The sequence below is a fragment of the Streptomyces sp. DSM 41931 genome, from assembly GCF_050271085.1.
GTDB classification, from domain to species: Bacteria; Actinomycetota; Actinomycetes; order Streptomycetales; family Streptomycetaceae; genus Streptomyces; species Streptomyces albogriseolus.
In genome coordinates, this window is sequence record NZ_CP189902.1 from 4,442,445 (window position 1) to 4,467,306 (window position 24,862).

Annotated in this window: 25 protein-coding genes; 15 read left to right on the forward strand and 10 right to left on the reverse strand. The window is 71.9% G+C overall.

Annotated elements, in window-relative coordinates; genetic code table 11:
- Positions 1 to 322: 322 nt before the first annotated feature.
- From ACP7TJ_RS20705 to ACP7TJ_RS20740, 8 genes are all read left to right on the forward strand, one after another.
- A complete protein-coding gene (locus ACP7TJ_RS20705; RefSeq protein WP_093769396.1) occupies positions 323 to 1,372 on the forward strand; it encodes a BMP family lipoprotein in 1,050 nt (349 codons plus the stop codon).
- Between the two features lie 305 nt (positions 1,373 to 1,677).
- Positions 1,678 to 2,727, forward strand: a complete 1,050-nt coding sequence (locus tag ACP7TJ_RS20710) for a BMP family lipoprotein (RefSeq protein WP_093769397.1) — start codon at positions 1,678 to 1,680, stop codon at positions 2,725 to 2,727.
- A 198-nt stretch (positions 2,728 to 2,925) separates the two neighbouring features.
- On the forward strand, positions 2,926 to 4,506 hold the full coding sequence (locus ACP7TJ_RS20715; RefSeq protein WP_427764492.1) for an ABC transporter ATP-binding protein: 1,581 nt from the start codon (positions 2,926 to 2,928) through the stop codon (positions 4,504 to 4,506).
- Entirely contained in the window at positions 4,506 to 5,630 is a 1,125-nt protein-coding gene (locus ACP7TJ_RS20720) for an ABC transporter permease (RefSeq protein ID WP_093769399.1), read from the forward strand. Before ACP7TJ_RS20715 ends, ACP7TJ_RS20720 begins: the two co-directional genes overlap by 1 nt.
- Positions 5,627 to 6,901, forward strand: a complete 1,275-nt coding sequence (locus ACP7TJ_RS20725; protein WP_093769400.1) for an ABC transporter permease — start codon at positions 5,627 to 5,629, stop codon at positions 6,899 to 6,901. The genes ACP7TJ_RS20720 and ACP7TJ_RS20725 overlap by 4 nt, the downstream gene beginning before the upstream one ends.
- Positions 6,898 to 7,299, forward strand: a complete 402-nt coding sequence (locus ACP7TJ_RS20730; RefSeq protein ID WP_078894992.1) for a cytidine deaminase — start codon at positions 6,898 to 6,900, stop codon at positions 7,297 to 7,299. Before ACP7TJ_RS20725 ends, ACP7TJ_RS20730 begins: the two co-directional genes overlap by 4 nt.
- Positions 7,300 to 7,391: 92 nt before the next feature.
- Entirely contained in the window at positions 7,392 to 8,672 is a 1,281-nt protein-coding gene (locus tag ACP7TJ_RS20735; protein ID WP_427764497.1) for a thymidine phosphorylase, read from the forward strand.
- Positions 8,673 to 8,767: 95 nt separating this feature from the next.
- A complete protein-coding gene (locus ACP7TJ_RS20740) occupies positions 8,768 to 9,352 on the forward strand; it encodes a Uma2 family endonuclease (RefSeq protein ID WP_427764500.1) in 585 nt (194 codons plus the stop codon).
- Here ACP7TJ_RS20740 and ACP7TJ_RS20745 read toward each other — a convergent pair whose 3' ends face one another.
- The gene (locus ACP7TJ_RS20745; RefSeq protein ID WP_390922175.1) at positions 9,353 to 10,273 is read right to left on the reverse strand and encodes an AEC family transporter; all 921 of its coding nucleotides are present in this window, start codon (positions 10,271 to 10,273) and stop codon (positions 9,353 to 9,355) included.
- Between the two features lie 177 nt (positions 10,274 to 10,450).
- Here ACP7TJ_RS20745 and ACP7TJ_RS20750 point away from each other — a divergent pair, with 177 nt between their 5' ends.
- Complete coding sequence (locus ACP7TJ_RS20750; RefSeq protein WP_244353598.1) at positions 10,451 to 10,798, forward strand: STAS domain-containing protein; 348 nt, start codon at positions 10,451 to 10,453, stop codon at positions 10,796 to 10,798.
- Here ACP7TJ_RS20750 and ACP7TJ_RS20755 read toward each other — a convergent pair.
- Both ACP7TJ_RS20755 and ACP7TJ_RS20760 read right to left on the reverse strand, forming a co-directional pair.
- Positions 10,682 to 11,695 (reverse strand): sigma-70 family RNA polymerase sigma factor, encoded by a 1,014-nt coding sequence (locus tag ACP7TJ_RS20755; RefSeq protein WP_093769403.1) that lies wholly within the window; start codon positions 11,693 to 11,695, stop codon positions 10,682 to 10,684. The two genes, ACP7TJ_RS20750 and ACP7TJ_RS20755, sit on opposite strands and share 117 nt — an antisense overlap.
- A gap of 167 nt (positions 11,696 to 11,862) precedes the next feature.
- Positions 11,863 to 13,146 (reverse strand): MFS transporter, encoded by a 1,284-nt coding sequence (locus ACP7TJ_RS20760; RefSeq protein ID WP_427764505.1) that lies wholly within the window; start codon positions 13,144 to 13,146, stop codon positions 11,863 to 11,865.
- A gap of 63 nt (positions 13,147 to 13,209) precedes the next feature.
- Between ACP7TJ_RS20760 and ACP7TJ_RS20765 the strand changes: the two genes are divergently transcribed.
- Positions 13,210 to 14,169: a LysR family transcriptional regulator gene (locus tag ACP7TJ_RS20765; protein ID WP_093769405.1), complete on the forward strand. Its 960-nt coding sequence runs from the start codon at positions 13,210 to 13,212 to the stop codon at positions 14,167 to 14,169.
- A gap of 9 nt (positions 14,170 to 14,178) precedes the next feature.
- Here ACP7TJ_RS20765 and ACP7TJ_RS20770 read toward each other — a convergent pair whose 3' ends face one another.
- Positions 14,179 to 14,937: an alpha/beta hydrolase family protein gene (locus tag ACP7TJ_RS20770; protein WP_093769406.1), complete on the reverse strand. Its 759-nt coding sequence runs from the start codon at positions 14,935 to 14,937 to the stop codon at positions 14,179 to 14,181.
- Between the two features lie 113 nt (positions 14,938 to 15,050).
- Between ACP7TJ_RS20770 and ACP7TJ_RS20775 the strand changes: the two genes are divergently transcribed.
- Together ACP7TJ_RS20775 and ACP7TJ_RS20780 are read left to right on the forward strand one after the other, a co-directional pair.
- Entirely contained in the window at positions 15,051 to 16,208 is a 1,158-nt protein-coding gene (locus tag ACP7TJ_RS20775; RefSeq protein WP_189910568.1) for an adenosine deaminase, read from the forward strand.
- Positions 16,209 to 16,346: 138 nt separating this feature from the next.
- Entirely contained in the window at positions 16,347 to 16,697 is a 351-nt protein-coding gene (locus ACP7TJ_RS20780; protein WP_093769408.1) for an ATP-binding protein, read from the forward strand.
- 171 nt (positions 16,698 to 16,868) lie between these two features.
- On the opposite strand, the gene ACP7TJ_RS20785 is transcribed toward ACP7TJ_RS20780, so the two are convergent.
- The 5 genes from ACP7TJ_RS20785 to afsQ1 form a co-directional block, all read right to left on the reverse strand.
- Complete coding sequence (locus ACP7TJ_RS20785) at positions 16,869 to 17,069, reverse strand: PspC domain-containing protein (protein ID WP_093769409.1); 201 nt, start codon at positions 17,067 to 17,069, stop codon at positions 16,869 to 16,871.
- Between the two features lie 58 nt (positions 17,070 to 17,127).
- Positions 17,128 to 17,712 (reverse strand): VanZ family protein, encoded by a 585-nt coding sequence (locus ACP7TJ_RS20790; protein WP_228917540.1) that lies wholly within the window; start codon positions 17,710 to 17,712, stop codon positions 17,128 to 17,130.
- Between the two features lie 104 nt (positions 17,713 to 17,816).
- Complete coding sequence (locus tag ACP7TJ_RS20795; protein ID WP_093769411.1) at positions 17,817 to 18,452, reverse strand: hypothetical protein; 636 nt, start codon at positions 18,450 to 18,452, stop codon at positions 17,817 to 17,819.
- Complete coding sequence (locus ACP7TJ_RS20800; protein WP_427764512.1) at positions 18,452 to 20,116, reverse strand: ATP-binding protein; 1,665 nt, start codon at positions 20,114 to 20,116, stop codon at positions 18,452 to 18,454. The genes ACP7TJ_RS20795 and ACP7TJ_RS20800 overlap by 1 nt, the downstream gene beginning before the upstream one ends.
- The gene (gene afsQ1, locus ACP7TJ_RS20805; RefSeq protein ID WP_176710952.1) at positions 20,113 to 20,790 is read right to left on the reverse strand and encodes a two-component system response regulator AfsQ1; all 678 of its coding nucleotides are present in this window, start codon (positions 20,788 to 20,790) and stop codon (positions 20,113 to 20,115) included. Before afsQ1 ends, ACP7TJ_RS20800 begins: the two co-directional genes overlap by 4 nt.
- 241 nt (positions 20,791 to 21,031) lie before the next feature.
- Between afsQ1 and ACP7TJ_RS20810 the strand changes: the two genes are divergently transcribed.
- On the forward strand, positions 21,032 to 21,769 hold the full coding sequence (locus tag ACP7TJ_RS20810; protein ID WP_228917543.1) for a SigE family RNA polymerase sigma factor: 738 nt from the start codon (positions 21,032 to 21,034) through the stop codon (positions 21,767 to 21,769).
- A gap of 190 nt (positions 21,770 to 21,959) precedes the next feature.
- Here ACP7TJ_RS20810 and ACP7TJ_RS20815 read toward each other — a convergent pair whose 3' ends face one another.
- On the reverse strand, positions 21,960 to 22,664 hold the full coding sequence (locus tag ACP7TJ_RS20815) for a uridine kinase family protein (RefSeq protein ID WP_167740987.1): 705 nt from the start codon (positions 22,662 to 22,664) through the stop codon (positions 21,960 to 21,962).
- Positions 22,665 to 22,723: 59 nt separating this feature from the next.
- Here ACP7TJ_RS20815 and ACP7TJ_RS20820 point away from each other — a divergent pair, with 59 nt between their 5' ends.
- Together ACP7TJ_RS20820 and ACP7TJ_RS20825 are read left to right on the forward strand one after the other, a co-directional pair.
- Complete coding sequence (locus ACP7TJ_RS20820; RefSeq protein ID WP_176710951.1) at positions 22,724 to 23,059, forward strand: hypothetical protein; 336 nt, start codon at positions 22,724 to 22,726, stop codon at positions 23,057 to 23,059.
- Positions 23,060 to 23,152: 93 nt separating this feature from the next.
- Positions 23,153 to 24,742, forward strand: coding sequence for a hypothetical protein (locus ACP7TJ_RS20825; protein WP_427764517.1), 1,590 nt, complete (start codon positions 23,153 to 23,155; stop codon positions 24,740 to 24,742).
- The last annotated feature ends 120 nt before the right edge of the window (positions 24,743 to 24,862 follow it).

Below are 24,862 nucleotides of genomic sequence, written 5' to 3' on the forward strand. Positions count from 1 at the left end.
CGCAGGCGTGGACGCCCCGTGACAGACGGCGTCCGCGTGACGAGGGCGGCCGTGTCCCCGGCGGACACGGCCGCCCTCGCGTGTCGTACCTCCCCGGGCCCGCTCCGCTTGCGGCCGGGTCCCCCGGGGTGCAGCGTGGGGCCGTGCAGACGTGCATGCCCGTTTCGCTCCCCTGCGACCCCCTGGTTCACAAGGGCGTAACCGGCCATCGGCACGAATGGATAACGGCCCCGCTCGACCCCGTTCCCAGGAGTGTCTACGCGCGTTAATGTGCGCCGAACCGAGCACCCGCTGCGGGGCTTTGGAGAATGGGGAACTTCAGATGCGTCGGATATCCAAACTGACCCGCGTAGCGGTGGGGGTCGCTTCGCTGGCGCTCGCCGCCACCGCCTGCGGCGGAACCAGCAGTGACAACGGTGACAGCGGGGGTTCCAAGGACGACCTCGGCGTCGCCATCGCCTACGACATCGGCGGCAAGGGCGACCAGTCCTTCAACGACGCCGCGTTCGCCGGCCTCACCAAGGCCAAGGAGGAGTTCGGCTTCAAGACCGCCGACGTCGAGCCCACCGAGGGCGAGACCGACGCGGACAAGGAGCAGCGCCTGGCCTCGCTGGCCCGCCAGGGCTACAACCCGGTCATCGGCGTGGGCTTCGCCTACGGCCCCGCGATGGAGGCCGTCGCCGCCAAGTACCCCGACACCACGTTCGGCATCGTCGACTCCGTCGTCGAGGGCGAGAACGTCGCCTCCCTGGTCTTCGCCGAGGAGCAGGCCTCCTACCTCGCCGGTGTGGCCGCCGCCAAGGCCACCAAGAGCAACACGGTCGGCTTCGTCGGCGGTGTGGACATCCCGCTCATCCACAAGTTCCAGGCCGGCTACGAGCAGGGCGTCAAGGACACCAACTCCAAGGTCAAGGTCATCCCGCAGTACCTGACGCAGACCGCGGAGGAGGGCGGCTTCTCCAGCCCCGACAAGGGCAAGGCCGCCGCCGAGGGCCAGATCGAGAAGGGCGCGGACGTCATCTACCAGGCGGCCGGCCTCTCCGGCCAGGGCGTCATCGAGGCCGCGGCCAAGGCGAAGGTCTGGGCGATCGGCGTCGACTCCGACCAGTACAACCAGGAAGCCCTCGCCGCCTACAAGGACTTCATCCTCACGTCCGCCCTGAAGGACGTCGGCGGCGCGGTCTACACGCTGACCAAGTCGGTCCAGGACGGCAAGCCGCTCACCGGCACCCAGGTCTTCGACCTCAAGGTCAACGGCGTCGGCCTCTCCGACAGCAACCCCAAGATGGCCGAGATCCCCGGCCTGAAGGAAGCCGTGGACAAGGCCAAGAAGGGCATCACCGACGGCACCATCAAGGTCAACACGGAGTGACCCCGCTGCCGGACCCCGTCCGGCACGGAGACCTCCCGTACGAAGCGGGCGGGCGCACCGAGCGCCCGCCCGCTTCGTCGTGCCCTGAGCCGAAGGCGTCCGCGGAGGGCCCCGGCGCTCACCCACCGCCACCCTCCGTTTGCGAACAGCAACGGCCCGTCCCGCAGGGCGGAACCGGCTTGAACACGGGCGCATAACAAGGTGGACAGAAGGGGTTTTCAGGCAGGTCTACGCGCGTTAATCTGCGGCGAAGCCAGCGCCGTAGCTGTACCGTCCCGGCGCTTGTACGACTAGGAGCACCACACATGCGCCGGATTTCCCGGATCACGGTCGCAGGCGCAGCGACCGCCTCCCTGGCCCTCGCCCTCTCCGCCTGCGGCGGCACCTCGACCTCCTCGGGCTCCTCGGAGTCGAAGGAGGGCAAGGGTCTCGCCATCGCGTACGACGTCGGCGGCAAGGGCGACCAGTCCTTCAACGACGCCGCGTACGCGGGCCTGGAGAAGGCCAAGAAGGAGTTCGGCTACGAGACGGCCGATGTCGAGCCCACCGACGGTGAGACCGACGCCGACAAGGAGCAGCGCCTCGCCTCGCTGGCGAAGCAGGGCTACAACCCGGTCGTCGGCGTCGGCTACGCCTACGCGTCCGCCGTGAAGGCCGCCGCGGAGAAGTTCCCCGACACCACCTTCGGCATCGTCGACGACGCCACCGTCGAGGCGGAGAACGTCGCCGACCTGGTGTTCTCCGAGGAGCAGGCCTCCTACCTGGCCGGTGTCGCCGCCGCCAAGAGCACCAAGACCGACGTCGTCGGCTTCGTGGGCGGTGTGGACATCCCGCTGATCCACAAGTTCCGCGCCGGCTTCGAGCAGGGCGTCAAGGACACCGACCCCAAGGTCAAGGTCATCTCCCAGTTCCTCACGCAGACCGCGGAGGAGGGCGGCTTCTCCAGCCCCGACAAGGGCAAGAGCGCCGCCGAGGGCCAGATCGAGAAGAAGGCCGACGTCGTCTACGCGGCCGCCGGTCTGTCCGGTCAGGGTGTCATCGAGGCCGCCGCCGCCAACAAGGTGTGGGCGATCGGCGTCGACTCCGACCAGTACAAGCAGGAAGCCCTCGCCAAGTACAAGGACTCGATCCTGACCTCGGCGATGAAGGATGTCGCCAAGGCGGTCTACAACCTCGCGAAGTCGGTCGAGGACGGCAAGCCCGCGACCGGTATCGTCAAGGGCGATCTCAAGACGGGTGAGGTGAGCCTGTCGAACTCCAACCCGAAGTTCGCGGACGACGCCGAGCTCCAGAAAGCCATCGAGACGGCCAAGGAGAAGATCATCAGCGGCGAGATCAAGGTCAAGTCGAGCTGAGTCACACCCTGAACCACCGCGGGGTCGCGACCGCTCGACGGGGTGCGAGGAGCCTGGCTCCTCGCACCCCGTCGGTCAGGTGTGCCACCCCTTTGTATGCCGTAGGGGCGCTACGCGCGTAGACGGCCCCCGTCCCCAGGAGAGTGCGTCATCAACGCGTCCAGCAGCCCTCCGGCCGGAGCGGCGGTCAACGAAACGGTGACCGCCGTGGAGCTCGCCGGGATCACCAAGCGCTTCCCCGGTGTCGTCGCCAACCACGACATCCACCTGACCGTCCGCAAGGGCACCGTCCACGCCCTCGTCGGCGAGAACGGCGCCGGCAAGTCGACCCTGATGAAGATCCTCTACGGCATGCAGAAGCCGGACGAGGGCACCATCACGGTCCACGGCGAGCAGGTGAACTTCTCGTCGCCCGCCGACGCCATCGCGCGCGGCATCGGCATGGTGCACCAGCACTTCATGCTGGCCGACAACCTCACCGTCCTCGAGAACGTCGTCCTCGGCAGCGAGAAGCTCCACGGCATCGGCGGCAAGGCCCGCCGCCGCATCAAGGAGCTGTCCGAGCGCTACGGCCTGGAGGCGCGCCCCGACGTCCTGGTCGAGGAGCTGGGCGTCGCCGCCCGCCAGCGCGTGGAGATCCTCAAGGTCCTCTACCGCGGCGCCACCACCCTGATCCTCGACGAGCCGACCGCCGTGCTCGTCCCGCACGAGGTCGACGCGCTCTTCGACAACCTGCGCGAGCTCAAGGCCGAGGGCCTGTCCGTCATCTTCATCTCCCACAAGCTGGGCGAGGTGCTGTCCGTCGCCGACGACATCACCGTCATCCGCCGCGGCACCACGGTCGGCACCGCCGTGCCCTCCGAGACCACCCCGCGCCAGCTCGCCGAGCTGATGGTCGGCAGCGAGCTGCCCACCCCGGAGACGGCCGAGTCCACGGTCACCGACCGGCCCGTCATCACCGTCGACAAGCTGCGCCTGGCCGCCCCCGGCGGCAAGGCCCTCCTCGACGACATCACCTTCACCATCCACGAGGGCGAGATCCTGGGCATCGCCGGCGTCGAGGGCAACGGCCAGACCGAACTGGTCGACGCCCTCATCGGCCTGCGCCACGCCGACTCCGGCGTGATCCGGCTGGCCGACGAGGAGATCACCTCCTGGCCCACCCGCAAGCGCCGCGAGGAGGGCATCGGCTACATCCCCGAGGACCGCCACCGCCACGGCCTGCTGCTGGAGGCCCCCCTCTGGGAGAACCGCATCCTCGGCCACGTCACGGAGAAGCCCAACGCCAAGGGCGTCTGGCTGGACCCGAAGGCCGCCCAGGAGGACACCCGCCGCATCGTCGCCGAGTACGACGTCCGCACCCCCGGCATCGACGTCACCGCGGCCTCCCTGTCCGGCGGCAACCAGCAGAAGCTGATCGTCGGCCGCGAGATGAGCCACACGCCGCGCTTCCTGATCGCCGCCCACCCCACCCGCGGTGTGGACGTCGGCGCGCAGGCCGCGATCTGGGACCACATCCGCGAGGCCCGCCGCGAGGGCCTGGCCGTGCTGCTGATCTCCGCCGACCTGGACGAGCTGATCGGCCTGTCCGACACCCTCCGCGTGATCTACGACGGCAAGCTGGTCGCCGACGCCGACCCGGCCAGCATCACCCCGGAGGAACTCGGCACCGCCATGACCGGCGCCGCCGAGGGCCACCTCGAACACGAAGAGACCCCTGCCGAGACCCAGGCCGACGTGTCCAAGTCCGCCGAGTCTCCGGAAGACGAGGCCCGCTGATGAAGAAGTTCGACAAGGAGCGCGTGCTCCTCGCGGTGGCCGGCCCGGTCATCGCGCTCGCCGTGGCCTTCGTGCTGAGCGCGATCGTGCTGATCGCCTCCGGCAAGAACCCCGTCGAGCCGTTCGCCCTCATGTTCGAGCAGGCCGGGTACTCCGACGTCCAGGTGCTGATCCTCAACCAGGCCTCGATGTACTACATCGCGGCCCTGGCGGTGGCCATCGGCTTCCGGATGAACCTGTTCAACATCGGCGTCGACGGCCAGTACCAGCTCGGCGCGATGATGGCCGCCATCGTCGGCGCGCACGCGAACCTGCCGGCGTTCCTCCAGGTGCCGCTGCTGCTGCTGACCGCCGTGTGCACCGGCGCCTTCTGGGCCGGCATCGCCGGCGTCCTGAAGGTCACCCGCGGCGTCAGCGAGGTCGTCGCCACGATCATGCTCAACGCCATCGCCACCTCGCTGATCGTCTACATGTGGAAGCCGGACGTCTTCGGCGTCAAGATCGGCAACAACAGCACCACCGGCGAGATGTACGAGTCCGGCTGGATCCCGGGCATCGACCTCGGCGCGGCCGGCGAGATCTACGGCCTGGTCGTCCTCGCGGTGCTCCTCGGCATCGGCTACTGGGTCGTCCTCAACCGCACCCGCTTCGGCTTCGACCTGCGCGCCTCCGGCGCCTCCAGCTCCGCCGCGGCCGCCAGCGGCGTCGACCCCAAGCGCATGGTCCTCACCGCCATGCTGATCTCCGGCGCCATCGCCGGTCTCGCGGGCCTGCCGATCCTGCTCGGCGACTCCCACACGTACAACCTCAACTTCCCCACCGGCATCGGCTTCCTCGGCATCGGCATCGCCCTGCTCGGCCGCAACAGCCCGGTCGGGATCGTCTTCGCCGCCCTGCTGTGGGCCTGGCTCGACAAGGCGTCGCCCGAGCTGGACTTCCACGGTTACGACAAGGAGATCGCGGTCATCATGCAGGGCCTGATCGTCCTCTCGGTGGTCGTCTCCTACGAGGCCGTCCGCGAGTGGGGCCTGCGCCGCCAGCAGCGCCGGGTCGGCGCCGAACTCGCCGCGGGACACGTCCTGGGCGCCGACAACAACACCACGAAGGAGGTGGCCGGCCGATGACCGCTCCGACCACAGCGACCGACGTCAACCAGCCGTCGCTGGAGCACGCCCCGCCGACCGGCCGCCGCATGTCCTGGCCCGTCCTGCTGCTGGTCATCGCCGGAGCCCTGGCGCTGACCTCGATCGTGCGCCTGATCACCGGCGCCGACGGCATCACCAACGTCAGCCAGATGTCCACCGCGCTCCAGCTCGCCGTGCCGATCGGCCTCGCCGGTCTCGGCGGCCTGTGGGCCGAGCGCGCGGGCGTGGTGAACATCGGCCTCGAAGGCATGATGATCCTCGGCACCTGGTTCGGCGCCTGGGCCGGATTCCAATGGGGCCCGTGGACCGGCGTCCTCGTCGGCCTGATCGGCGGCTGCCTCGGCGGCCTGCTGCACGCCGTCGTGACCGTCACCTTCAACGTCAACCACATCGTCTCCGGTGTGGCGATCAACATCCTCGCCCTCGGCGCCACCCGCTACCTGGCCCCGCTCGCCTTCGAGGGCCACCAGGGCGGCTCCGCCAAGCAGTCCCCGGCGGTCGAGTCCCTCGGCCACTTCACGGTGCCGGGACTGTCCGACTGGCTGAGCGACCTCAACGCCAAGGGCTGGTTCTTCGTCTCGGACATCGCGGGCCTGCTCGGCGGCCTGGTCACCGACGTCTCCTGGCTGACCCTGATCGCCGTCGCGCTCGTCCCCGGCACCTGGTGGATCCTCTGGCGCACCCCGTTCGGGCTGCGGCTGCGCTCCTGCGGCGAGAACCCGGTGGCCGCCGAGTCCCTCGGCGTCAACGTCTACAAGTACAAGTACCTCGCCGTGATCATCTCCGGCGGACTGGCCGGCCTCGGCGGCGTCTTCCTCTCCATCGTGGCCAACCCCTTCTACCTGGAGGGCCAGACCAGCGGCCGCGGCTACATCGGCCTCGCCGCGATGATCTTCGGCAACTGGATGCCGGGCGGCCTCGCCATCGGCGCCGGCCTCTTCGGCTACACCGACAGCCTCAACCTGCGCGGCGGCTCCACCAACGTGCACGCCCTGCTGCTGCTCGGCGCGCTGCTGCTGGTCATCGGCGCCATCTGGCTGGCGATCCGCAAGAAGTACGTCCAGGCGGCCGTCACCCTGGTGGTCGGCGCCCTCGTGTTCGCCTGGTACGCCGGCACCAACGAGGTCCCGAGCCAGGTCGTCGCCGCCACCCCGTACGTCGTCACCCTGGTCGTCCTCGCCCTCTCCGCCCAGCGGCTGCGCATGCCCAAGGCGGACGGCATGCCGTACCGGAAGGGACAGGGCAAGTGACCGCGGCCGCCGACGTCGACTGGGAGGCGCTGCGCGCGGCGGCGCGGGACGCCATGTCCTACGCCTACGCCCCCTACTCGGGGTACCCGGTCGGCGTCGCGGCCCGGGTCGACGACGGACGCACGGTCACCGGCTGCAACGTCGAGAACGCGTCGTACGGACTCGGCCTGTGCGCCGAGTGCGGACTGGTCTCGGAGCTGCAGCGCACCGGGGGCGGCCGGCTCACGCACTTCACCTGCGTGGACGGCGGCGGCGAGATCCTCGTCCCGTGCGGCCGCTGCCGTCAGCTGCTGTACGAGTTCGGCGGACCCGGACTGCTGCTGGAGACGCCCGAGGGCATCCTGCCCCTGTCCGAGATGCTGCCCCAGGCCTTCGGCCCCCAGCACCTCACCAAGTAACTCCCGTGCGGCCCCTCCCGACGGCACCCGGCACCCCGGGCGGCGTCGAGCGGAGGGGCCGTGCTCTTCGCACCCCGGAAGGAACGCCAGCCATGGCCATGGACGTCATCTCCGTCATCCGCACCAAGCGGGACCGCGGCGAACTCACCGACGAGCAGATCGACTGGGTCATCGACGCGTACACCCGCGGGGAGGTGGCCGACGAGCAGATGTCGGCCCTCGCCATGGCGATCCTGCTCAACGGCATGAACCGCCGCGAGATCGCCCGCTGGACCGCCGCGATGATCGCCTCAGGCGAGCGCATGGACTTCTCCTCGCTCTCCCGCCCGACCGCCGACAAGCACTCCACCGGCGGCGTCGGCGACAAGATCACCCTTCCGCTCGCGCCGCTGGTCGCCGCCTGCGGCGCGGCCGTCCCGCAGCTCTCCGGCCGCGGCCTCGGCCACACCGGCGGCACCCTGGACAAGCTGGAGTCGATCCCCGGCTGGCGCGCCCTGCTCTCCAACGAGGAGATGCTGCACGTCCTCGACACCACCGGCGCGGTGATCTGCGCGGCCGGCGACGGACTCGCCCCCGCCGACAAGAAGCTCTACGCCCTGCGCGACGTCACCGGCACCGTCGAGGCGATCCCGCTCATCGCGTCCTCGATCATGTCGAAGAAGATCGCCGAGGGCACCGGCTCCCTGGTCCTGGACGTCAAGGTCGGCTCCGGCGCCTTCATGAAGACGATCGAGGACGCCCGCGAGCTGGCCTCGACCATGGTGGGCCTCGGCACCGACCACGGCGTGAAGACGGTCGCCCTGCTCACCGACATGTCCACCCCCCTCGGCCGCACGGCGGGCAACGCCCTGGAGGTCCGCGAGTCCGTCGAGGTCCTCGCGGGCGGCGGCCCGGCGGACGTCGTCGAGCTGACGATCGCGCTGGCCCGGGAGATGCTCGACGCGGCCGGCCTGAAGGACGCCGACCCGGCGAAGGCCCTCGCCGACGGCTCCGCGATGGACGTCTGGCGCCGCATGATCGCCGCACAGGGCGGCGACCCGGACGCGGAACTCCCGGTCGCCCGCGAGCAGCACGTGGTGAAGGCCCCGTCGTCGGGCGTCCTCACCCGCCTGGACGCCTACGACGTCGGCGTCGCCGCCTGGCGCCTCGGCGCGGGCCGCGCCCGCAAGGAGGACCCGGTGCAGGCGGGCGCGGGCGTCGAGATGCACGCCAAGCCCGGCGACCGCGTCACCGAGGGGCAGCCCCTCCTCACCCTCCACACGGACACCCCCGACCGTTTCGAGTACGCGCTCCAGTCCTTGGAAGGCTCCTTCGACATCGGCTCGGACGCGGACTTCACCGCCACGCCGGTGGTCCTGGAACGCATCGTCTGACCTGCGTTTTCTCCTTTCGGGTGAACGGGACCGGTGGACCCCTGCCGGTCCCGTTCGTCATGCTGTACTCGGCGACGTACCGATAGGAGACCGCCATGAGCGCACTCACCGTGAGCCAGGATCCCGAACAGAGCTGGGACGACCTTGTCCGGTTCTGGGAGGAGATGGAATGGCCCGAGGGCAGCAAGGTGGAGATCATCGAGGGGATCGTCACCGTGTCACCCGCTCCCGCGTATCGCCACAATCTGATCGCTGAAAGTATTCAGCGGCGCCTCTACTCAGTGATCCCGCTGGACTGGGGAATCTTCCAGACGCTGGCGATCGCAGTGCCGTCGCGCCTGGGCATGCTCATCCCGGACCTCGTAGTCGCTCCCAGGCGGGACCACACCGAGTCCGAAACTCACATCCCGGCCGGTCAGGCCGAACTGGTCGTCGAGGTCACCTCGAAGTCCAACGCCCGCCACGACCGTGTCAGCAAGCCCGCCGCCTACGCGGCCGCCGGTATCCCCCTCTACTTGTTGGTCGACGCCTGGGCCCTCGACGGCCCGACCGTGACGCTCTACGGGGAACCGAAGGACGACGTCTACCGGCCGCTGAAGAGTGTGAAGTTCGGCGAGCCGATCGCGCTCCCCGCCCCCTTCGGCCTGGTCATCGACACGGCCGAGTTCCCCGAGGCCTGATCACCCCAGCACCGCCGCCACCGTCACCAGGACCGGGACCGAGAGCGCCGTCGAGACCAGGATGGTCTCGCGGGCCAGGCGTTCGCCGACGCCGTAACTGCTCGCGTAGGTGTAGAGGTTCTGGGCGGCCGGGAGCGCCGAGGTCACCACCACGTCCAGCAGGTGCGCCCCGCGCAGGCCGAACACGCCCACCGCCAGCGCCCAGGCGGTCAGCGGCTGGCCCACCGCCTTGAGCCCCACGGCCAGGAGCACCGCCCCCCGGTCGCCTCCGCGCAGCGGCAGGGAGCTGCCCCGCAGCGAGATGCCGAAGGCGAGGAGCACGGCGGGGACGGCCATGTTGCCGATCAGCTGCACCGGGTCCCACACCGGCCCGGGAATCTCCACCCCGGCCGCCGACACCGCCACCCCCGTCAGCGACCCCAGCGCGATCGGATTGCGCAGCGGGGTCAGCAGCCGGCGCCACAGCGGCAGCTTCTCGCCCGCGGTCGACAGGTCCAGGACGGTCAGCGCGACCGGCGTGACCCCGACCAGCTGGAACAGCAGCACCGGCGCCACCAGCGAGGCGTCCCCCAGGACGTACACGGCGATCGGGATGCCCAGGTTGCCGGAGTTGACGTAGCTGGAGCACAGGGCGCCGATGGTGGTGCGGCCGACGCCCCAGCCGCGCGCCACGCCCACCGCGACGAAGACGCCCGCCACCGCCGCCGTGCTCAGCGCGGTCACCAGCAGACGGCCGGAGAAGACCACCGACAGGTCCGCGCGGGCCAGCGTGGTGAACAGCAGCGCCGGGGACGCCACATGGAACGCCAGCTTGGTCAGCACCTCGCTGCCCTGCGCGCCGAGGTTCCCCCGCCGTCCGATGACGTAGCCGACGCCGATGACGACGGCGATCACCAGGAACCCGCTCAGCACCCCCTGCACGGCGGCTCCCCGTGACGGTGAAGGGCACCGGGCCCCGGGGACGGCGATGATCTGTGGCGCATACAGCCAACCCTCCGGGGAGGGCCGCGCCCCGGTCAATGTGATCCTCGGCGCCGCGCGACGGGCCGTCGCGCGATGAGTTACGGGCGACCGGCCGGTCTACCGGTCGTGGACGCCATGACACCGCCCGTGCTCGTGCTCAGCGGCCCCCTCACCCCGGGCGAGGTGAGCGGGCCGTGCGAGGCGCTGCGCGCCCTGCTGGACGGCGGGGGGCGCGGCCGTGTCGTGGTGTGCGACGTGGCCGGGCTGGGACCGCCGGGCCTGGCCGCCGTGAACCTGCTGGCCCGGCTGCAGCTCACCGCCCGCCGGGCCGGCGGGCGGATACGGCTGCGCGACCCCTCCCCGGCGCTATGCGCCCTGCTCGACCTCGTCGGTCTCCGCTTCGAGACGGAGGGGCAGCCCGAACAGCGGGAACCACCGCTGCGTGTCCAGGAAGCAGTGGAACCCGGTGATCCGGCCGTCTGAGATCTCCAGCGCCTGGACCGCCCACGGCGCGTACCCGCCGTTCTCCGGGTCGGGCTTGTACTGCGCGAACCCGGGCAGTCCGTTCACCTCGACGGGCACCAGCTTCGAGTGCGCGCAGGCGGCGCCCAGCGTCGTCATGAAGCCCGTGATGTCGTCGGCGCCGGTCAGCCACAGGTCGAACGGCGGCATCGTCATGATGGCGTCCTCGTGCAGCAGCGCGGTCAGCGCCGACATGTCGTACCCCTCGAAGGCGGCCACGTACCGGTCGAGGAGCTTCTTCTGGTCCTCGTCCAGCGGGTCGGAGACCGCCGCGTCGGCGCCCGGCTCGCGCCGCTCGGCGAGCGTCGCCCGGGCCCGCTGCAACGCGCTGTTGACCGACGCGACCGACGTGCCGAGCAGCTCGGCGACCTCGCTCGCCTTCCACGCCAGCACCTCGCGCAGGATCAGCACCGCCCGCTGCTTGGCGGGCAGCCGCTGCAGCGCCGCCATGAACGCCAGCCGCACGGACTCCTTGGCGACCGCGGCCTCCGCCGGGTCGGCGGGGGTGGGCAGCACCCGGTCGTCGGGCATCGGCTCCAGCCAGGTGTGGTCGGGGCGGGGGGACAGGGCGGCCCGCGCCAGCGGCGTGGAGTCCGTGAGGTCCATCGGGCGGGCGCGCTTGTTGCCCGCGGACAGCATGTCCAGGCAGACGTTCGTCGCGATGCGGTAGAGCCAGGAGCGGAGGCTGGAGCGTCCCTCGAACTTGTCGAGGCTGCGCCAGGCACGGATCATCGTGTCCTGCACCGCGTCCTCGGCCTCGAAGGACGAACCGAGCATCCGGTAGCAGTACCCGGTCAACTCCACCCGGTACTGCTCCAGCGTGGCGTCCGGATCCGTCGTCGCCGTGCCGTTCGTCATCGTCCACCCACCCCAAGCGGCCTTGTGGCGGCGCGCCGTCGCGCCCACCACTTCGGAAGCTACCGCAGCCCACTGACAACGGCTCCCCGAGCGGACGAATCCGCAGGTGAGAGGCGTCGCGGGACCGGTTGCCCACCGGCCCCGCGAACGTCGGCGGCAGACGGCCGTCAGGCGGTGCGGACCTCTCCGGCGCGGACCGCCGCCCGGGTCCCGGCCAGGGTGATCGCCGCGACGCCCGCCACGGCCACCAGACCGACCCCCACCGTGCCGGCCCACCCACCGGCGTGGAAGGCCAGCGCGCCCACCGCGCTGCCCGCGCTCGACCCGATGTAGTAGGCGGACTGGTACAGGGCGGCCGCCTGCGCCCGGCCCTCCGTCGCGGTGCGGCCCACCGCCGACGAGGCCACCGCGTGCCCCGCGAAGAACCCGGCCGTGATCAGCACCAGGCCCAGCAGCACCAGCGGCAGCGCGTCCGCCAGCGACAGCAGCAGCCCGGCCGCGGTGGTCGCGCCGCCCGCGTACAGGGCGCCCCGGCGGCCCAGCCGGCCCACCAGCCGTCCGGCCGCGGAGGCCGACACCGTTCCCACCAGGTACACCAGGAACACCGACCCGGCGACGCCCTGCGGCAGCGAGAACGGCTCCTGGGTCAGCCGGAAGCCGATGACCGTGTACACGCCCCCGAACACCGTCATGAACAGCGCGCCGATCGCGAACAGCCGCCGCAGCAGCGGGTTCCCGAGGTGGCGGCGGACGGTGCCCGCCAGCACGCGCGGCGCGAGCGAACCGGCCCTGAAGTGCCGCGGCGCCGGCAGCAGCAGCCGGAACGCCACCGCGCACGCCACCGCGACCAGCCCGATCACGCCGACGGCGATCCGCCAGCCCCACTCCTGCGCCACCCAGCCGGTGATCACCCGGCCGCTCATCCCGCCGACGCTGTTGCCGGCCACGAACAGCCCGATCGCCGTCACCAGCGCCTTCGGCGTGACCTCCTCCGCGAGGTAGGCCGTCGCCGAGGCGGGGAGCCCCGCCAGCGCCGCGCCCTGGAGCGCCCGCAGCGCGACCAGCGCCCCGAGCGAGGGGGCGAACGGCACCAGCAGTCCGAGGGTCACCGCGACGGCCAGCGAGGCCGTCATGACCGTACGCCGCCCGAACCGCTCGGACAGGGCGCTCATCGGCAGCACGAACAGCGCCAGACCGCCGGTCGCCGCCGACACGGTCCAGCTCGCGTCGCTCGCGCTCACCGCGAAGTCGCCGGAGACCAGCGGCAGAAGGGCCTGGGTGGAGTAGAGGAGCGCGAAGGTCGCGACGCCCGCGAGGAACAGGGCGAGACTCATCCGGCGGTAACCGGGACCGCCCGGGGACATCCGGGTCTCGTCGGCGGGCGGCGGGGCGGAGGGGACGGATGCGACGGCGTCCACACGGGTGGACGCCCCGGTACTGGCGGGAGTCATGCCTCGAACGTACGGAGGTCTCCGCTGATCCGTCCAATGCATGGAATCGCCATAATCGTTCCCATGGAGCATCAGCGGAGGTCGGACGGTCGCCTGTCACGAACCGGTGACACACGAGACAGAGAAGAGATGGCGCGGCTGCTCGCGCCGCGCCTCGCCCACTTCGCCGGGGTGGCCCGCACCGAGCACGTCACCCGGGCCGCCCAGGAGATGCAGGTGCCGCAGTCCACCCTCTCCCGCGCCCTGGTCCGTCTCGAAGAGGACCTCGGCGTCGAGCTGTTCGCGCGGCACGGCCGCACCGTCTCCCTCACCCCGGCGGGCCGCGCCTTCTACGCCTCCGTCGACCGCGCCCTGGACGAGATCGGACGCGCGGCCGAGGAGGTCCGCGCCGACGCCGACCCCGCCACCGGCAAGGTCGCCTTCGGGTTCCTGCACACCATGGGCGCCGAGACCGTGCCCGGCCTGCTGCACACCTTCCGCGCCGACCACCCCGGCATCCGCTTCAGCCTCGTGCAGAACCACGGCGAGGCCATGCTGGAGGGGCTGCGCGGGGGCGAGCTGGACCTGTGCCTGACCTCGCCGGTGCCGTCCGCCCCCGACCTGGTGGCCCGCCGCCTCGACGAGCAGAAGCTGCGCCTCGTCGTCCCCGCCGACCACCGCCTGGCCGCCCGCCGCCGGGTCCGCCTGGCCGAGGCCGCCGACGAGACCTTCGTGACCCTGGAACCCGGCTACGGGCTGCGCCGCATCACCGACGACCTGTGCGCCCGGGCCGGCTTCGCACCGCGCATCGCCTTCGAGGGCGAGGAGGCCGAGACCCTGCGCGGCCTGGTCGCGGCGGGCCTGGGCGTCGCCCTGCTGCCCCCGCCCCCCTTCCCGCGCCCCGGCGTGGCCGAACTGACGGTGACCGCCCCCAGAGCGGCCCGCGAGATCGGCGTGGCCTGGCTCGCGGGCCGCCCGGACACCCCGCCGGTGGCGGCGTTCAAGAAGTTCCTGCTGTCCAAGCGGGGGAGCCTGCTGCCGTAGCGGGCCGCCTCAGTGCCGTAACGACGTCCCGAACCCCGCCGCCAGCGGCATCCGCAGCCCCAGCGGCGGGGGAGCGGCCAGGGCGTCCTGCACCGGGCGGGAGAACGCCCGGCCGAACAGCACGCCCATCACGAAGTCCTCGGACAGCGCCAGCACTTCCTCCCGGTACTGGCTCAACCCATGGCCGTCCGCGTGGACTTCGAAGCGGCACACCTCGCGGTTCGCCTTCTTCGCCCGGGCCGCCAGACGGAAGGACAGCTCGGGGTCGGTGCGCGCGTCGTTCGTGCCGTGCACGATCAGCACATGGCGGCCGGCGAGCTGCTTCACCGGCTCGGCCGGGGCCGTCCCGTCCTCCTCCGGCAGCCACGGGGCCAGCGCCACCACGGAGGTGACGGCCTCGTGGCCCGCCGCGCGCAGCGCCGCCCTGCCGCCCATGCCGATGCCCACCAGACAGACGGGCACGTCCCCGTAGCGCCGTACGGCCTCGCCGGCGGCCCAGGCGGCGTCGTGCGCGAGATGCGCCTCGTCGCCGTTCCAGCCGCGGTAGCGGTAGTGGACGACATGCGTGGCCAGATGCTGGTCGCGTCCCGCGCGGGCCAGCCGGCGTCCCAGGCCGCGGACGGACACCGCCGCCAGCGGCGACGGTCTGCGCGCGGAGGACTCCTCGCCGTTCGGGAGCAGCAGCGCCACCCCGTTCACCGTGGCCGGCTCCGAGCCGAGCGCCCTCCCCAGCCGGGCCGTGCGTACCGGCGTCGCTTGCTGTGCCATGGCAGAACATTCTCAGAAGACACGGTGTACGCGACCCGTCCGTGCGGTCACCTTTCCGTATCGGCGTCGTCGGGCACCCGGTGATCTACGCGCGTAGGAGTTATGGTGCGGAAATGACGAGCCAGACCATCGCGAACGCCCCCACCTCGGACCAGATCCGCCGGGCGCCCAAGGTTCTGCTGCACGACCACCTCGACGGCGGACTGCGCCCCGGCACGGTCGTCGACCTGGCCCGCGAGACGGGCTACGCCGACCTGCCCCACACCGACCCCGACAAGCTCGCCCTCTGGTTCCACCAGGCAGCCGACTCCGGTTCCCTGGAGCGGTACCTGGAGACCTTCTCGCACACCGTCGGCGTGATGCAGACCCGCGACGCGCTCGTCCGGGTCGCCGCCGAGTGCGCCGAGGACCTCGCCGAGGACGGGGTCGTCTACGCCGAGGTGCGCTACGCCCCCGAGCAGCACCTCGAGGGCGGGCTGACGCTCGAAGAGGTCGTCGAGGCGGTCAACGAGGGGTTCCGCCAGGGCGAGCGGCGGGCCAGGGAGAACGGCCACCGCATCCGCGTCGGCGCCCTGCTCACCGCGATGCGGCACGCCGCCCGCGCCCTGGAGATCGCCGAACTCGCCAACGGCTACCGCGACCTGGGCGTCGTCGGCTTCGACATCGCGGGAGCCGAGGCCGGCCACCCGCCCACCCGCCACCTCGACGCCTTCGAGTATCTGAAGCGGGAGAACAACCACTTCACCATCCATGCGGGCGAGGCGTTCGGGCTGCCGTCCATCTGGCAGGCGCTCCAGTGGTGCGGCGCGGACCGGCTCGGGCACGGGGTGCGGATCATCGACGACATCCAGGTCCGCGACGACGGCACGGTGGAGCTCGGCCGGCTCGCCGCCTACGTCCGGGACAAGCGCGTCCCGCTGGAGCTGTGCCCGAGCTCCAACCTCCAGACCGGCGCCGCCGCCTCCTACGCCGAGCACCCGATCGGGCTGCTGCGCCGGCTGCACTTCCGCGCCACGGTGAACACCGACAACCGGCTGATGTCCCACACCAGCATGAGCCGCGAGTTCGAGCATCTGGTCGAGGCTTTCGGATACACGCTCGACGACATGCAGTGGTTCACCGTCAATGCGATGAAGTCCGCATTCATTCCTTTCGATGAACGGCTGGCGATGATCAATGACGTGATCAAGCCCGGATATGCGGAACTGAAATCCGAATGGCTGTTCCGTCAGACCGCCTCCACCAGCGGTTCTTCCCAAGAGGAAGGCTGAGGGGGGCGTCACGCGGAAAGGTGAACGCACCACGCTTTCACCATCCGTCCGCATTTCGATGTTTGCGGCGGACGGGGACGTCTGATTACGGTCGCAGCACCGCTCACATCCCCGTATCCCATTTCGAGGACGCCTTTCATGAAGCAGTCTGCTGTCAAGACCCTCGGTGTCGCCGCTCTCGGTGCCGCCTTCGCCGCCGCCGGTGCGGGCGCCGCCCAGGCGGCCCCGGCCCTGCCGGACGCCCCGGGGCTGGACACCGTCACCCAGGCCGTGCCGGCGGACCAGGTGTCCGGCGCGCTGCCGGGCACGGCCGAGGCGCTGTCGACGGGCCAGGACGTGGCCGGCAAGGGACTCGGCACCGCCAAGCCGGTCGCCGGCGAACTCGGCTCCCAGGCACCGGGCGCCGGTCTGCTGGGCGGGCTGCCGGTGAACCAGCTCCCGACCCAGGGTCTCAACGTCAACGGCATCCCGCTGGGCGGCGGCCGCTGACCCTCCGGCCGGAGACGGGCCGATGGGGCGCACCCGGAAACGGGTCGCGCCCCATCGGCGTACTCGGAGATCCACGGCCCCGCGCGAGGCCTCAGGGAGATGATGCCGCGCAGGGACCGGGAGGCCGGCACCGCACGGCGCCTCGGGGGTGAGGGCGCCGCGCGGGCCGTCCTACCAGGCCGCGCGGGCCTTGTCCTCCGAGGGCAGCAGGATCCACAGCGCCAGGTAGAGCAGGAACTGCGGGCCCGGGAGCAGGCACGAGACCAGGAACACGACACGCATCGTCTTCGCGGAGGTGCCGAACCGCCGGGCCAGCCCGGCGCAGACACCGCCGATCATGCGGTCGTCGGTGGGGCGGACGAGGCTGCTCATCGCGACTCCTTCGTGAACGGTGCGAGGCATCCCGTCCGGCTGCCTCCGTACCTCCACGTTACGGAGACGAAGGGGGCAAAGCATCGCTCCATGGGGCGATCCCGACCCTGGGAATCGTCGGGGTCCGCCCCGGAGGGGCCTCCTCCCTCAGAACGGCCCCGTCCGCCGCCCGCAGGAGCGTCCGACGGCGCAGCCAGGCGCGTCCCGCGGGCACCACGGCGGCATGGACGAGCGCGGCGCCCGCCGTGTTCAGCAGCAGCGAGTCGACGTCCACCACCTGGCCCGGCACCGCGGTCTGCAGCAACTCCACGGCCAGCGACACCAGGGCGGTCGCGGCCATGGTGCGGATCAGCGAGCCCAGCCGGGACACGGCCGGCCGGCCCCCCGCCATCGGCAGCAGCACGCCCAGCGGCGCGAGCAGCGCCATCGACTCCCCGGTCCGGCGCAGCCCCGTCGCCCAGCCCAGCGCGAAGTCGGCGCGGATCCCGTCCAGCGGCCGCAGATTGGCGGGCATCACCCACGGGACGTCCAGGGGGCGCAGCGTGTACCAGGCGACGAACGCGAGATGCGCGGCCAGGAGTAAACCCCCGGTCACACGGATACGGGACGCGGCGGTGCCGCCGATGAAGCCTTGACGCTGCACGACCCCCAAGACGCGGCGTGCGCCTCGGCCGGTTCCGGGATGTCACCCGTTCAACCGCTGAGGCATGCACCACACCCCGGCGCCGCTCCCGCGCGCCCGCCGGGTCAGCTTCCGGTGGCCTCGGTGGAGGGCGGCTTCCCGGCCGCCGGGCGGGCCCGTACGTCGTCCGTGCACCGGTAGCGCCGCGGCGTCGCGTCGTCCGGGCCGCCCAGGATCACCGAGCCGTCGCCCTCGGCGGCCGCCGAGTCGGAGAAGGTGCACACGATCTGCGCGAGCGCCGTGGCCGACAGCTCGACGGGCGGCGTGCTCAGCCGCAGCGTGTCCTCCGGATCACCGGCCCGCGGCCCGGTCACGGTCGTCCCGGGCCGTACCCGCGTGGTGTAGCCGGCCTCCCGCTCGGACGTCGTCGGCTCCCGCGTCAGCTCGTCCATCAGGCCCTGCGCGACCAGCACCCGGCGCGCGTCCGTGGCCCCGTCCGCCACCCGCACCGCCCGGTCCACGGCCACCAGCGACGACCCGCACAGCAGGAACACCTGCACCGGCAGACCGCGCTCACCCTGCCCGGCCCCCTCGGGCTCGCCCAGCGAGCAGCGCACCCGGGAGGGCGCCGGACCGTAGTCGGTCGGCACCTCGGTCGCCCGGATCCCGCACCCGGACAGCAGCGCGCCCAGCGCCGCGACCCCCACGAGGGCCGGCAGTGCCGCCCGGCGTCGTCCGTGTCGTCCGTGCCGCCCGTTCATCAGGTGTCCCCCCCGGCGCCCTTGGTCCCGGCGTCGCCGGCCTTCTCCCCGGACTCCGCGGCGGACACGTCGCGCGGCAGCCGCAGGGTGAACACCGCCCCTCCCTCGGGCGAGTTGGCCGCGGTGATCTCGCCGCCGTGGATGTGTGCGTTCTCCAGCGCGATGGACAGGCCCAGACCGCTGCCCTCCGAGCGCGGCCGGGAGGCGCTGGCCTTGTAGAAGCGGTCGAAGACGTGCGGCAGGACCTCCTCCGGGATGCCCGGACCATGGTCCCGCACCTGGATCACGACCGTGCCGCCCGACGGGTCCGCCGCCTCGGCCCCCTCCGCGACCTCCGCGCCCTCCACGGCTCCCACGGCCCCCACGCCCTCCGTCCCCTCTCCGGGTTCCTCCCGCACCGACACCCGCACCGGCGAACCGCCGTGCTTGAGGGCGTTGCCGATGAGGTTGGCGAGGATGACGTCCAGCCGGCGCGGGTCGATCCGGGCGTGGATGCCGCGCGCGGCGTCCAGCTCCACCGCGTCCAGCCAGGCCCGCGCGTCGATGCAGGCGGTGATCTGGTCGGCGACGTCCACGTCGTCGAGGACCAGCCGGGCGGTGCCCGCGTCGAAGCGGGTGACCTCCATCAGGTTCTCCACCAGGTCGTTCAGCCGCCGGGTCTCGCTCACCACCAGCCGCACCGCGGGCTGGATCATCGGGTCGATGCCGCCGCCCTCGAACTCCAGCTCCTCCTCCAGGACCTCGGTCACGGCGGTGATCGCGGTCAGCGGGGTGCGCAGCTCGTGGCTCATGTCCGCGACGAACCTGCGGGACGCCTCGTCCCGCGCCGCCATGTCCGCCACACGCTTCTCCAGCGCCTCGGCGGCCTTGTTGAACGTCCGTGACAGGTCGGCCAGTTCGTCGGTGCCCGACACCCTCAGCCGGGTGTCCAGCTTCCCCTCCCCGAGCCGCCGCGCGGCGGTCCCCAGCCGCTGCACCGGCTTCAGCACGGTCGTCGCGGCGGCGTGCGCGAGGAGGGCGGAACCTATCAGCGCCAGCCCGGTGGCGATCCCCAGCGACCAGGCCAGCGAGCCCAGGTCCTTCGCCTCCGGCTCCAGCGACTTCAGCATGTAGCCGGTGGCCCCGCCGCCGATCAGCTTGGTCCCCGCCACCAAGTACGGGGTGTCGTCCTCGACGATCCGCTGCCAGTACAGATGGTGCGGGTACTTGTTGCCGGCCGTGATCTTCTGCCGCTCGGTCACCGCCTCGCGCAGCGACTCCGGCACGTCCCCCAGCGAGAAGCCGTTCAGCCCGCCCGAACTGCCGTACACCGTCTGGCCCTCGGGGTTCTCGGCGACGAGCAGCACGGTGAAGCGCTGGCTGCTGTTGGCCATCTGCCCGGCTGTGCGCTGCAGTTCGTCCTGCGTGGGGTGCTCGGGCAGCGCGCCCGCGTGGTTCTGCATCTCCTTCTCGAAGTCGCGCAGCACCGCGTCCTGCGTGCGCGTCAGCACCGACTCCCGGTTCAGCCAGTACGCGATCCCCGACGCGGACACGGCGGCCGTCAGCGCGACCAGGCCGAACACGACGACCAGCCGCAGGCGCAGGCTCGTGAGGCGCAGCCGCGACCAGACTCCCTTGCGCGCCGCGGACCAGCCGCGGCCTCCCCCTCGGTGCTCCTGTGTCACTGAGGCGGATCCAGCCGGTAGCCGACACCGCGGACGGTACGGATCAGCGTCGGGGACGACGGCACGTCCTCGACCTTGGCGCGCAGCCGCTGGACGCACGCGTCCACCAGCCGCGAGTCGCCCAGGTAGTCGTGCTCCCACACCAGCCGCAGCAACTGCTGGCGGGACAGCGCCTGTCCGGGCCGCCGGCTCAGCTCCAGCAGCAGCCGCAGCTCCGTCGGCGTGAGCTGGAGGTCCTCGCCGTTCTTCGTCACCGTCATCGCCGCGCGGTCGATGACCAGGCCGCCGAAGGTCGCCGAGTCGCTGGACTCGCGTTCCCCGCGCCGCAGCACCGCCCGGATCCGGGCGTCCAGCACCCGGCCCTGCACGGGCTTGACCACGTAGTCGTCGGCGCCGGACTCCAAGCCGACCACGACGTCGATGTCGTCGCTGCGCGCGGTGAGCAGGATGATCGGCAGCTGGTCCGTGCGCCGGATGCGACGGCACACCTCGAAGCCGTCGATGCCGGGCAGCATCACATCCAGCACGATCAGGTCCGGCCGCTGCTCGCGCAGCAGCTTCAGACCGTCCTCACCGCTGGCAGCGGTCGCCACGCGGTGACCCTGGCGCGTCAGTGAGAGCTCCAGGGCCGTGCGGATGGCGTCGTCGTCCTCGATCAGCAACAGGGAAGGCACGCGCTCATTCTGGCCCATGGACGGCTCCCTGTACGACCCGTGCGCGGCGGGTGCCCCTTGGGCCCGGATACGTGCCGCTTCGCGCCCCCCGGGCCGTGAAGGAAGTGTGCCGTCACGCGACCGGCCCCTGTGACACGTCTGTGACAGTCGGCGGACACGGCCATGAAAGTGGCGCGGCAAGCTTTTCGGCACAGCACAACCGCAGGCGAGAACACCGGAAGTCCACGACGGGGGGCGCGAGATGAACACGCTGCACGGCACCAGCACCAGCGCAGTGGTCACGCGTCTGCACGACGTGCACCGGGGTTCCGAGAAGTCCGGCGCCGCGGGCATGCGGGGGTGCGCTCGCGGCGCCGGGCGTCAGCACACCGCGATCATGACGGTGGTTGACACGTCCACGGGGGACACCGACGGGGGAAGCGCGTACAGGGAGGAACCGGGGGAGCGCCGCTCGGTGAGCGAGGCGGAGTTCACCGCCTACGTCCAGGAGCGCCGCGCCTCCCTGTACGCCACCGCCTACCACCTGACCGGCGACCGCTTCGAGGCCGAGGACCTGCTGCAGAGCGCGCTGTTCTCGACCTACCGGGCGTGGGACCGGATCAGCGACAAGGCGGCGGTCGGCGGATACCTCCGCCGCACCATGACCAACCTGCACATCAGCGCGTGGCGCCGCCGCAAGCTGAACGAGTACCCGACCGAGGAGCTGCCGGAGACGGCCGGCGACACGGACGCGATGCGCGGCACCGAGCTGCGCGCGGTCCTGTGGCAGGCGCTGGCCCGGCTGCCCGAACTCCAGCGCACCATGCTGGTCCTGCGCTACTACGAGGGCCGCACGGACCCGGAGATCGCGGACATCCTCGACATCAGTGTCGGCACGGTGAAGTCCAGCATCTGGCGGTCGCTCCGCCGGCTGCGCGAGGACGAGGTCCTCAGCTTCGGCCGTGACGAGGAGAACGCCTTCGGGGAGCTCGTCGCCTGAGGGTCCGGGGGACACGGGGGAACCGCCAGGACGTCGGGGGACGTCCGCGCGGTGAACGGGGATCGGGGGATCCGGGGGAACACAGGGGGAGCACGGGGGAACAAGGAGGGGGAGCACCACGGGGGGTGCGGAAACAGCGGGACTGCGCGGGGCCGGGGGGCCCGTCACGCGGTCCCGCTTTTTCGTGCCGTCACGGCGTGCTCGTCGGCGCGGGGCGCCCGGCGACCGCCGCCGCGGCCAGGCGGGTCAGCGCCTCCTCGCGGTCGCAGGGGTACGCGCCCAGGCCCGTCTGACGGGCGATGATCGACCGCTCGAGACGCATCAGCCGCCAGCCGCGCCGCAGCAGGAACGGCACCGACTTGCGGCCCTCCTTGAGGTCCCGCAGGAACCGGCGCCGGAACGTCCGCACCGGACCGCGGCTCAGACACAGCGCGTCGGCCAGCAGCCCCAGTTCGCGGCAGCGGTCCACGATCTCCGCGGCGAAGATGCCCTCGGCGATGAACAGCGGCGTCCCGCCGATGTCCACGGTCGTCTCGCCGGTACGGGCGCTCAGCGAGATGTCGTACACCGGGACCTGCGCCGTGCGCGTCCTGCACAGCCGCTCGATCGCGGCGACCGCGGAGTCCGCGTCCCACGAGGCGGGGTCGTCCCAGTCGATGTCGGAGGTGCCCGCCACCAGCGGCAGCGTCGGGTCGTCGCCCTCCTTGTAGAAGTCGTCCAGGCGCAGCACCGGGAGACCGGAGCGGGCCGAGACGAGGGACTTGCCGGAGCCGGAGGGGCCGCAGAGCAGCACGACTCGCGCGGATATGGGCGACTGGGAACTCACGGGACACCAGTGTGAGGCATCGCGCGGGTGGCGTACGACCCGGCGGTCCGACTTTGAAGCGCGCGTCACATCTCCACTACGCTGCGCGTCCGAACGTTGACACTGCGAAGCCAAGAGGTGGCACAGCGATGGCCCGACACAAGGCACCCAGGACGCCCGTCGTCCGGCGCTCCATGGCCGTACTCGCGACGGCGGGAGCGGCGCTCGGCGTCGGGGCGGCCGCGTCCGCCGCGCAGGCGCAGGTGCTGCCCGACGACGCCGGCCAGGTCGTCGGAACGGTCGCGGACCTCAAGCCCAACCCGCTCGCGGGCACCGGGGTCGACCCGCTCGACAACGGAGTCGCCACGCAGGTCGCCGACTTCCGCGGGCTGGACTCCCGCGAGGTGACCGGTCCGGTCGCCCAGGCGGAGTCGGTCGGCGGCATCCCGGTGGCGGGGCGGGCGACGGACGTGCTGAAGGGCTGAGCATCCCCCAGGAGTTCTCTCGCGGTACCCCTTCCGTTGGCCCCGCCTGGCTACCTTTGCCCCGCCCCGCGCCGCCGCAGGAGAGGCATGTCCATGAGCACCCCGGCCCACCGCACCTCGCCACGGCAGTCCACGGCCCTCCTGACCTCGGTCCGGCAGCGTCAGGAAGGGAACCGGGCCGGGAGCCCGCCCCGAGACCCGGTGGGGCACGCCCTCCTCCAGCTGCAGTCCAGCGCCGGCAACCGGGCCACGGCAGCGGCGGTGCAGCGTGCCAGGAACGCGGACAAGGGGAAGGAGCCGGAGAACGGTGGCGCGTCCGCCGGGGCGAAGAAGAACTACCGCGACCGGATCGCCGCCCTCCTGGACAGGTTCAAGAAGAATCTCGAGCCCGTCGACACCTTCGTCAAGGGAGCCCAGACCCCCGCCAACGCGGGCCTTGCCCAGCAGGCCGCCGCCACGGCCGACGAGGGCCTCAAGCACTCCGCCGCCGCCTCGGGGACCTCCGCCGCGTCGGCGAACCTCCTCACGGAGGCCGCCGGCGCCGTGGTCAGCGGCATGGACGCGTACAAGAACATGAAGGCCGCCACGACGCACAAGACCGGGGCCAAGCACCACACCGCGCGGAAGAAGGCCACGACCAAGGGGACCGACGCGGTCATCGGCGCCGCCGGTTCGGGAAGCTACAGCGCCGCCATCGCCAAAGAGGCGACCAAGGTCCAGAAGGCGGCGGACGCCGCGGTGGCGTCCGAGGCGAGCGGTGTCGCCAGCGCTTCCGTCGGCGCGGTCAAGGGCATCAGGGCGGCCTTCCGCGTCGGGGGAGCGGCCCGCAAGTACCAGAGGGTGAAGGAGCTCGGAGACCCCCGCCTCGTCGAGGTGGCGTCCTTGGCCCGGCTGAACGAGTCGCGGGAACACGCCGAATGGGCCGCGGCCGAGGCGTACGTCGCGCTGGACGCCTACTGGAAGCACGAGGGCGAGGAACGGCTGGAGCTCGTCGCCGAGGCCATCGACGCCGCCTGGGAGGCGATGGGGGAAGTCCGTGACGCCGCCGAGAGCATCCAGCACGCGGAGCGGAAGAGGGAGCGGGAGGCGGAGAGGCTGGCCCGGGCGCAGGAGTACGCGAAGAAGAAGCAGCTCACCAAGATCGGCAAGGAGACGGTCGGCGGCGTGCTGGGCGAATCCACCAAGGCCGCGGCCGGCGTCGTGACGGCGGTCGCGGCGGGAACAGCCGGGCTGGCGAGCAACCCGGTGGGGTGGGGCCTCGCCGGGGCCGGCGCCGGCCTCGTTCTCGGCGTCACCCTGTACAAGGCGCTCCGCGCGGCCACGAAGCGCTACGAGGAGAAACGCCACCCCGAGCGCTGGGCGCCGGAGGGCGAGGCCCCGGAGAAGGCCGCTTCCCGCGGTGACTCGCTGAAGCACGCCCTGACGTTCTGGAAGAAGGTGTCGAAGGGCGAACGCCAGGCCATGGCGCGCGAGATCTACGCTCTGGCGGCGGGCCCCGGCATCCCCGGCAGCGCAGACACGACGCTCGAGATGAGGGAATCCGCGAGGGCCCTCCTCATCGCTCTCAAAGCGGGCCCCGGCGACCACAAGCTGGATCCTGAGGCGTGGGCGCAGAGTCTCGACGACCCGGCGAAGACCGCGGGCTGGATCAGTGAGATAGCGGAGCAGCTGGCCTCGGGGTGACGAGGAGGCTGGGGAGCGGGTACACCGCGCGGGCGCCGCTTCTCCGACCCGGGTGCTCGAAGACGGCCGCGGCTCATCCGGACGCAGATGAGCCGCGGCCGTCTCCGAGGGGGCTGGAGG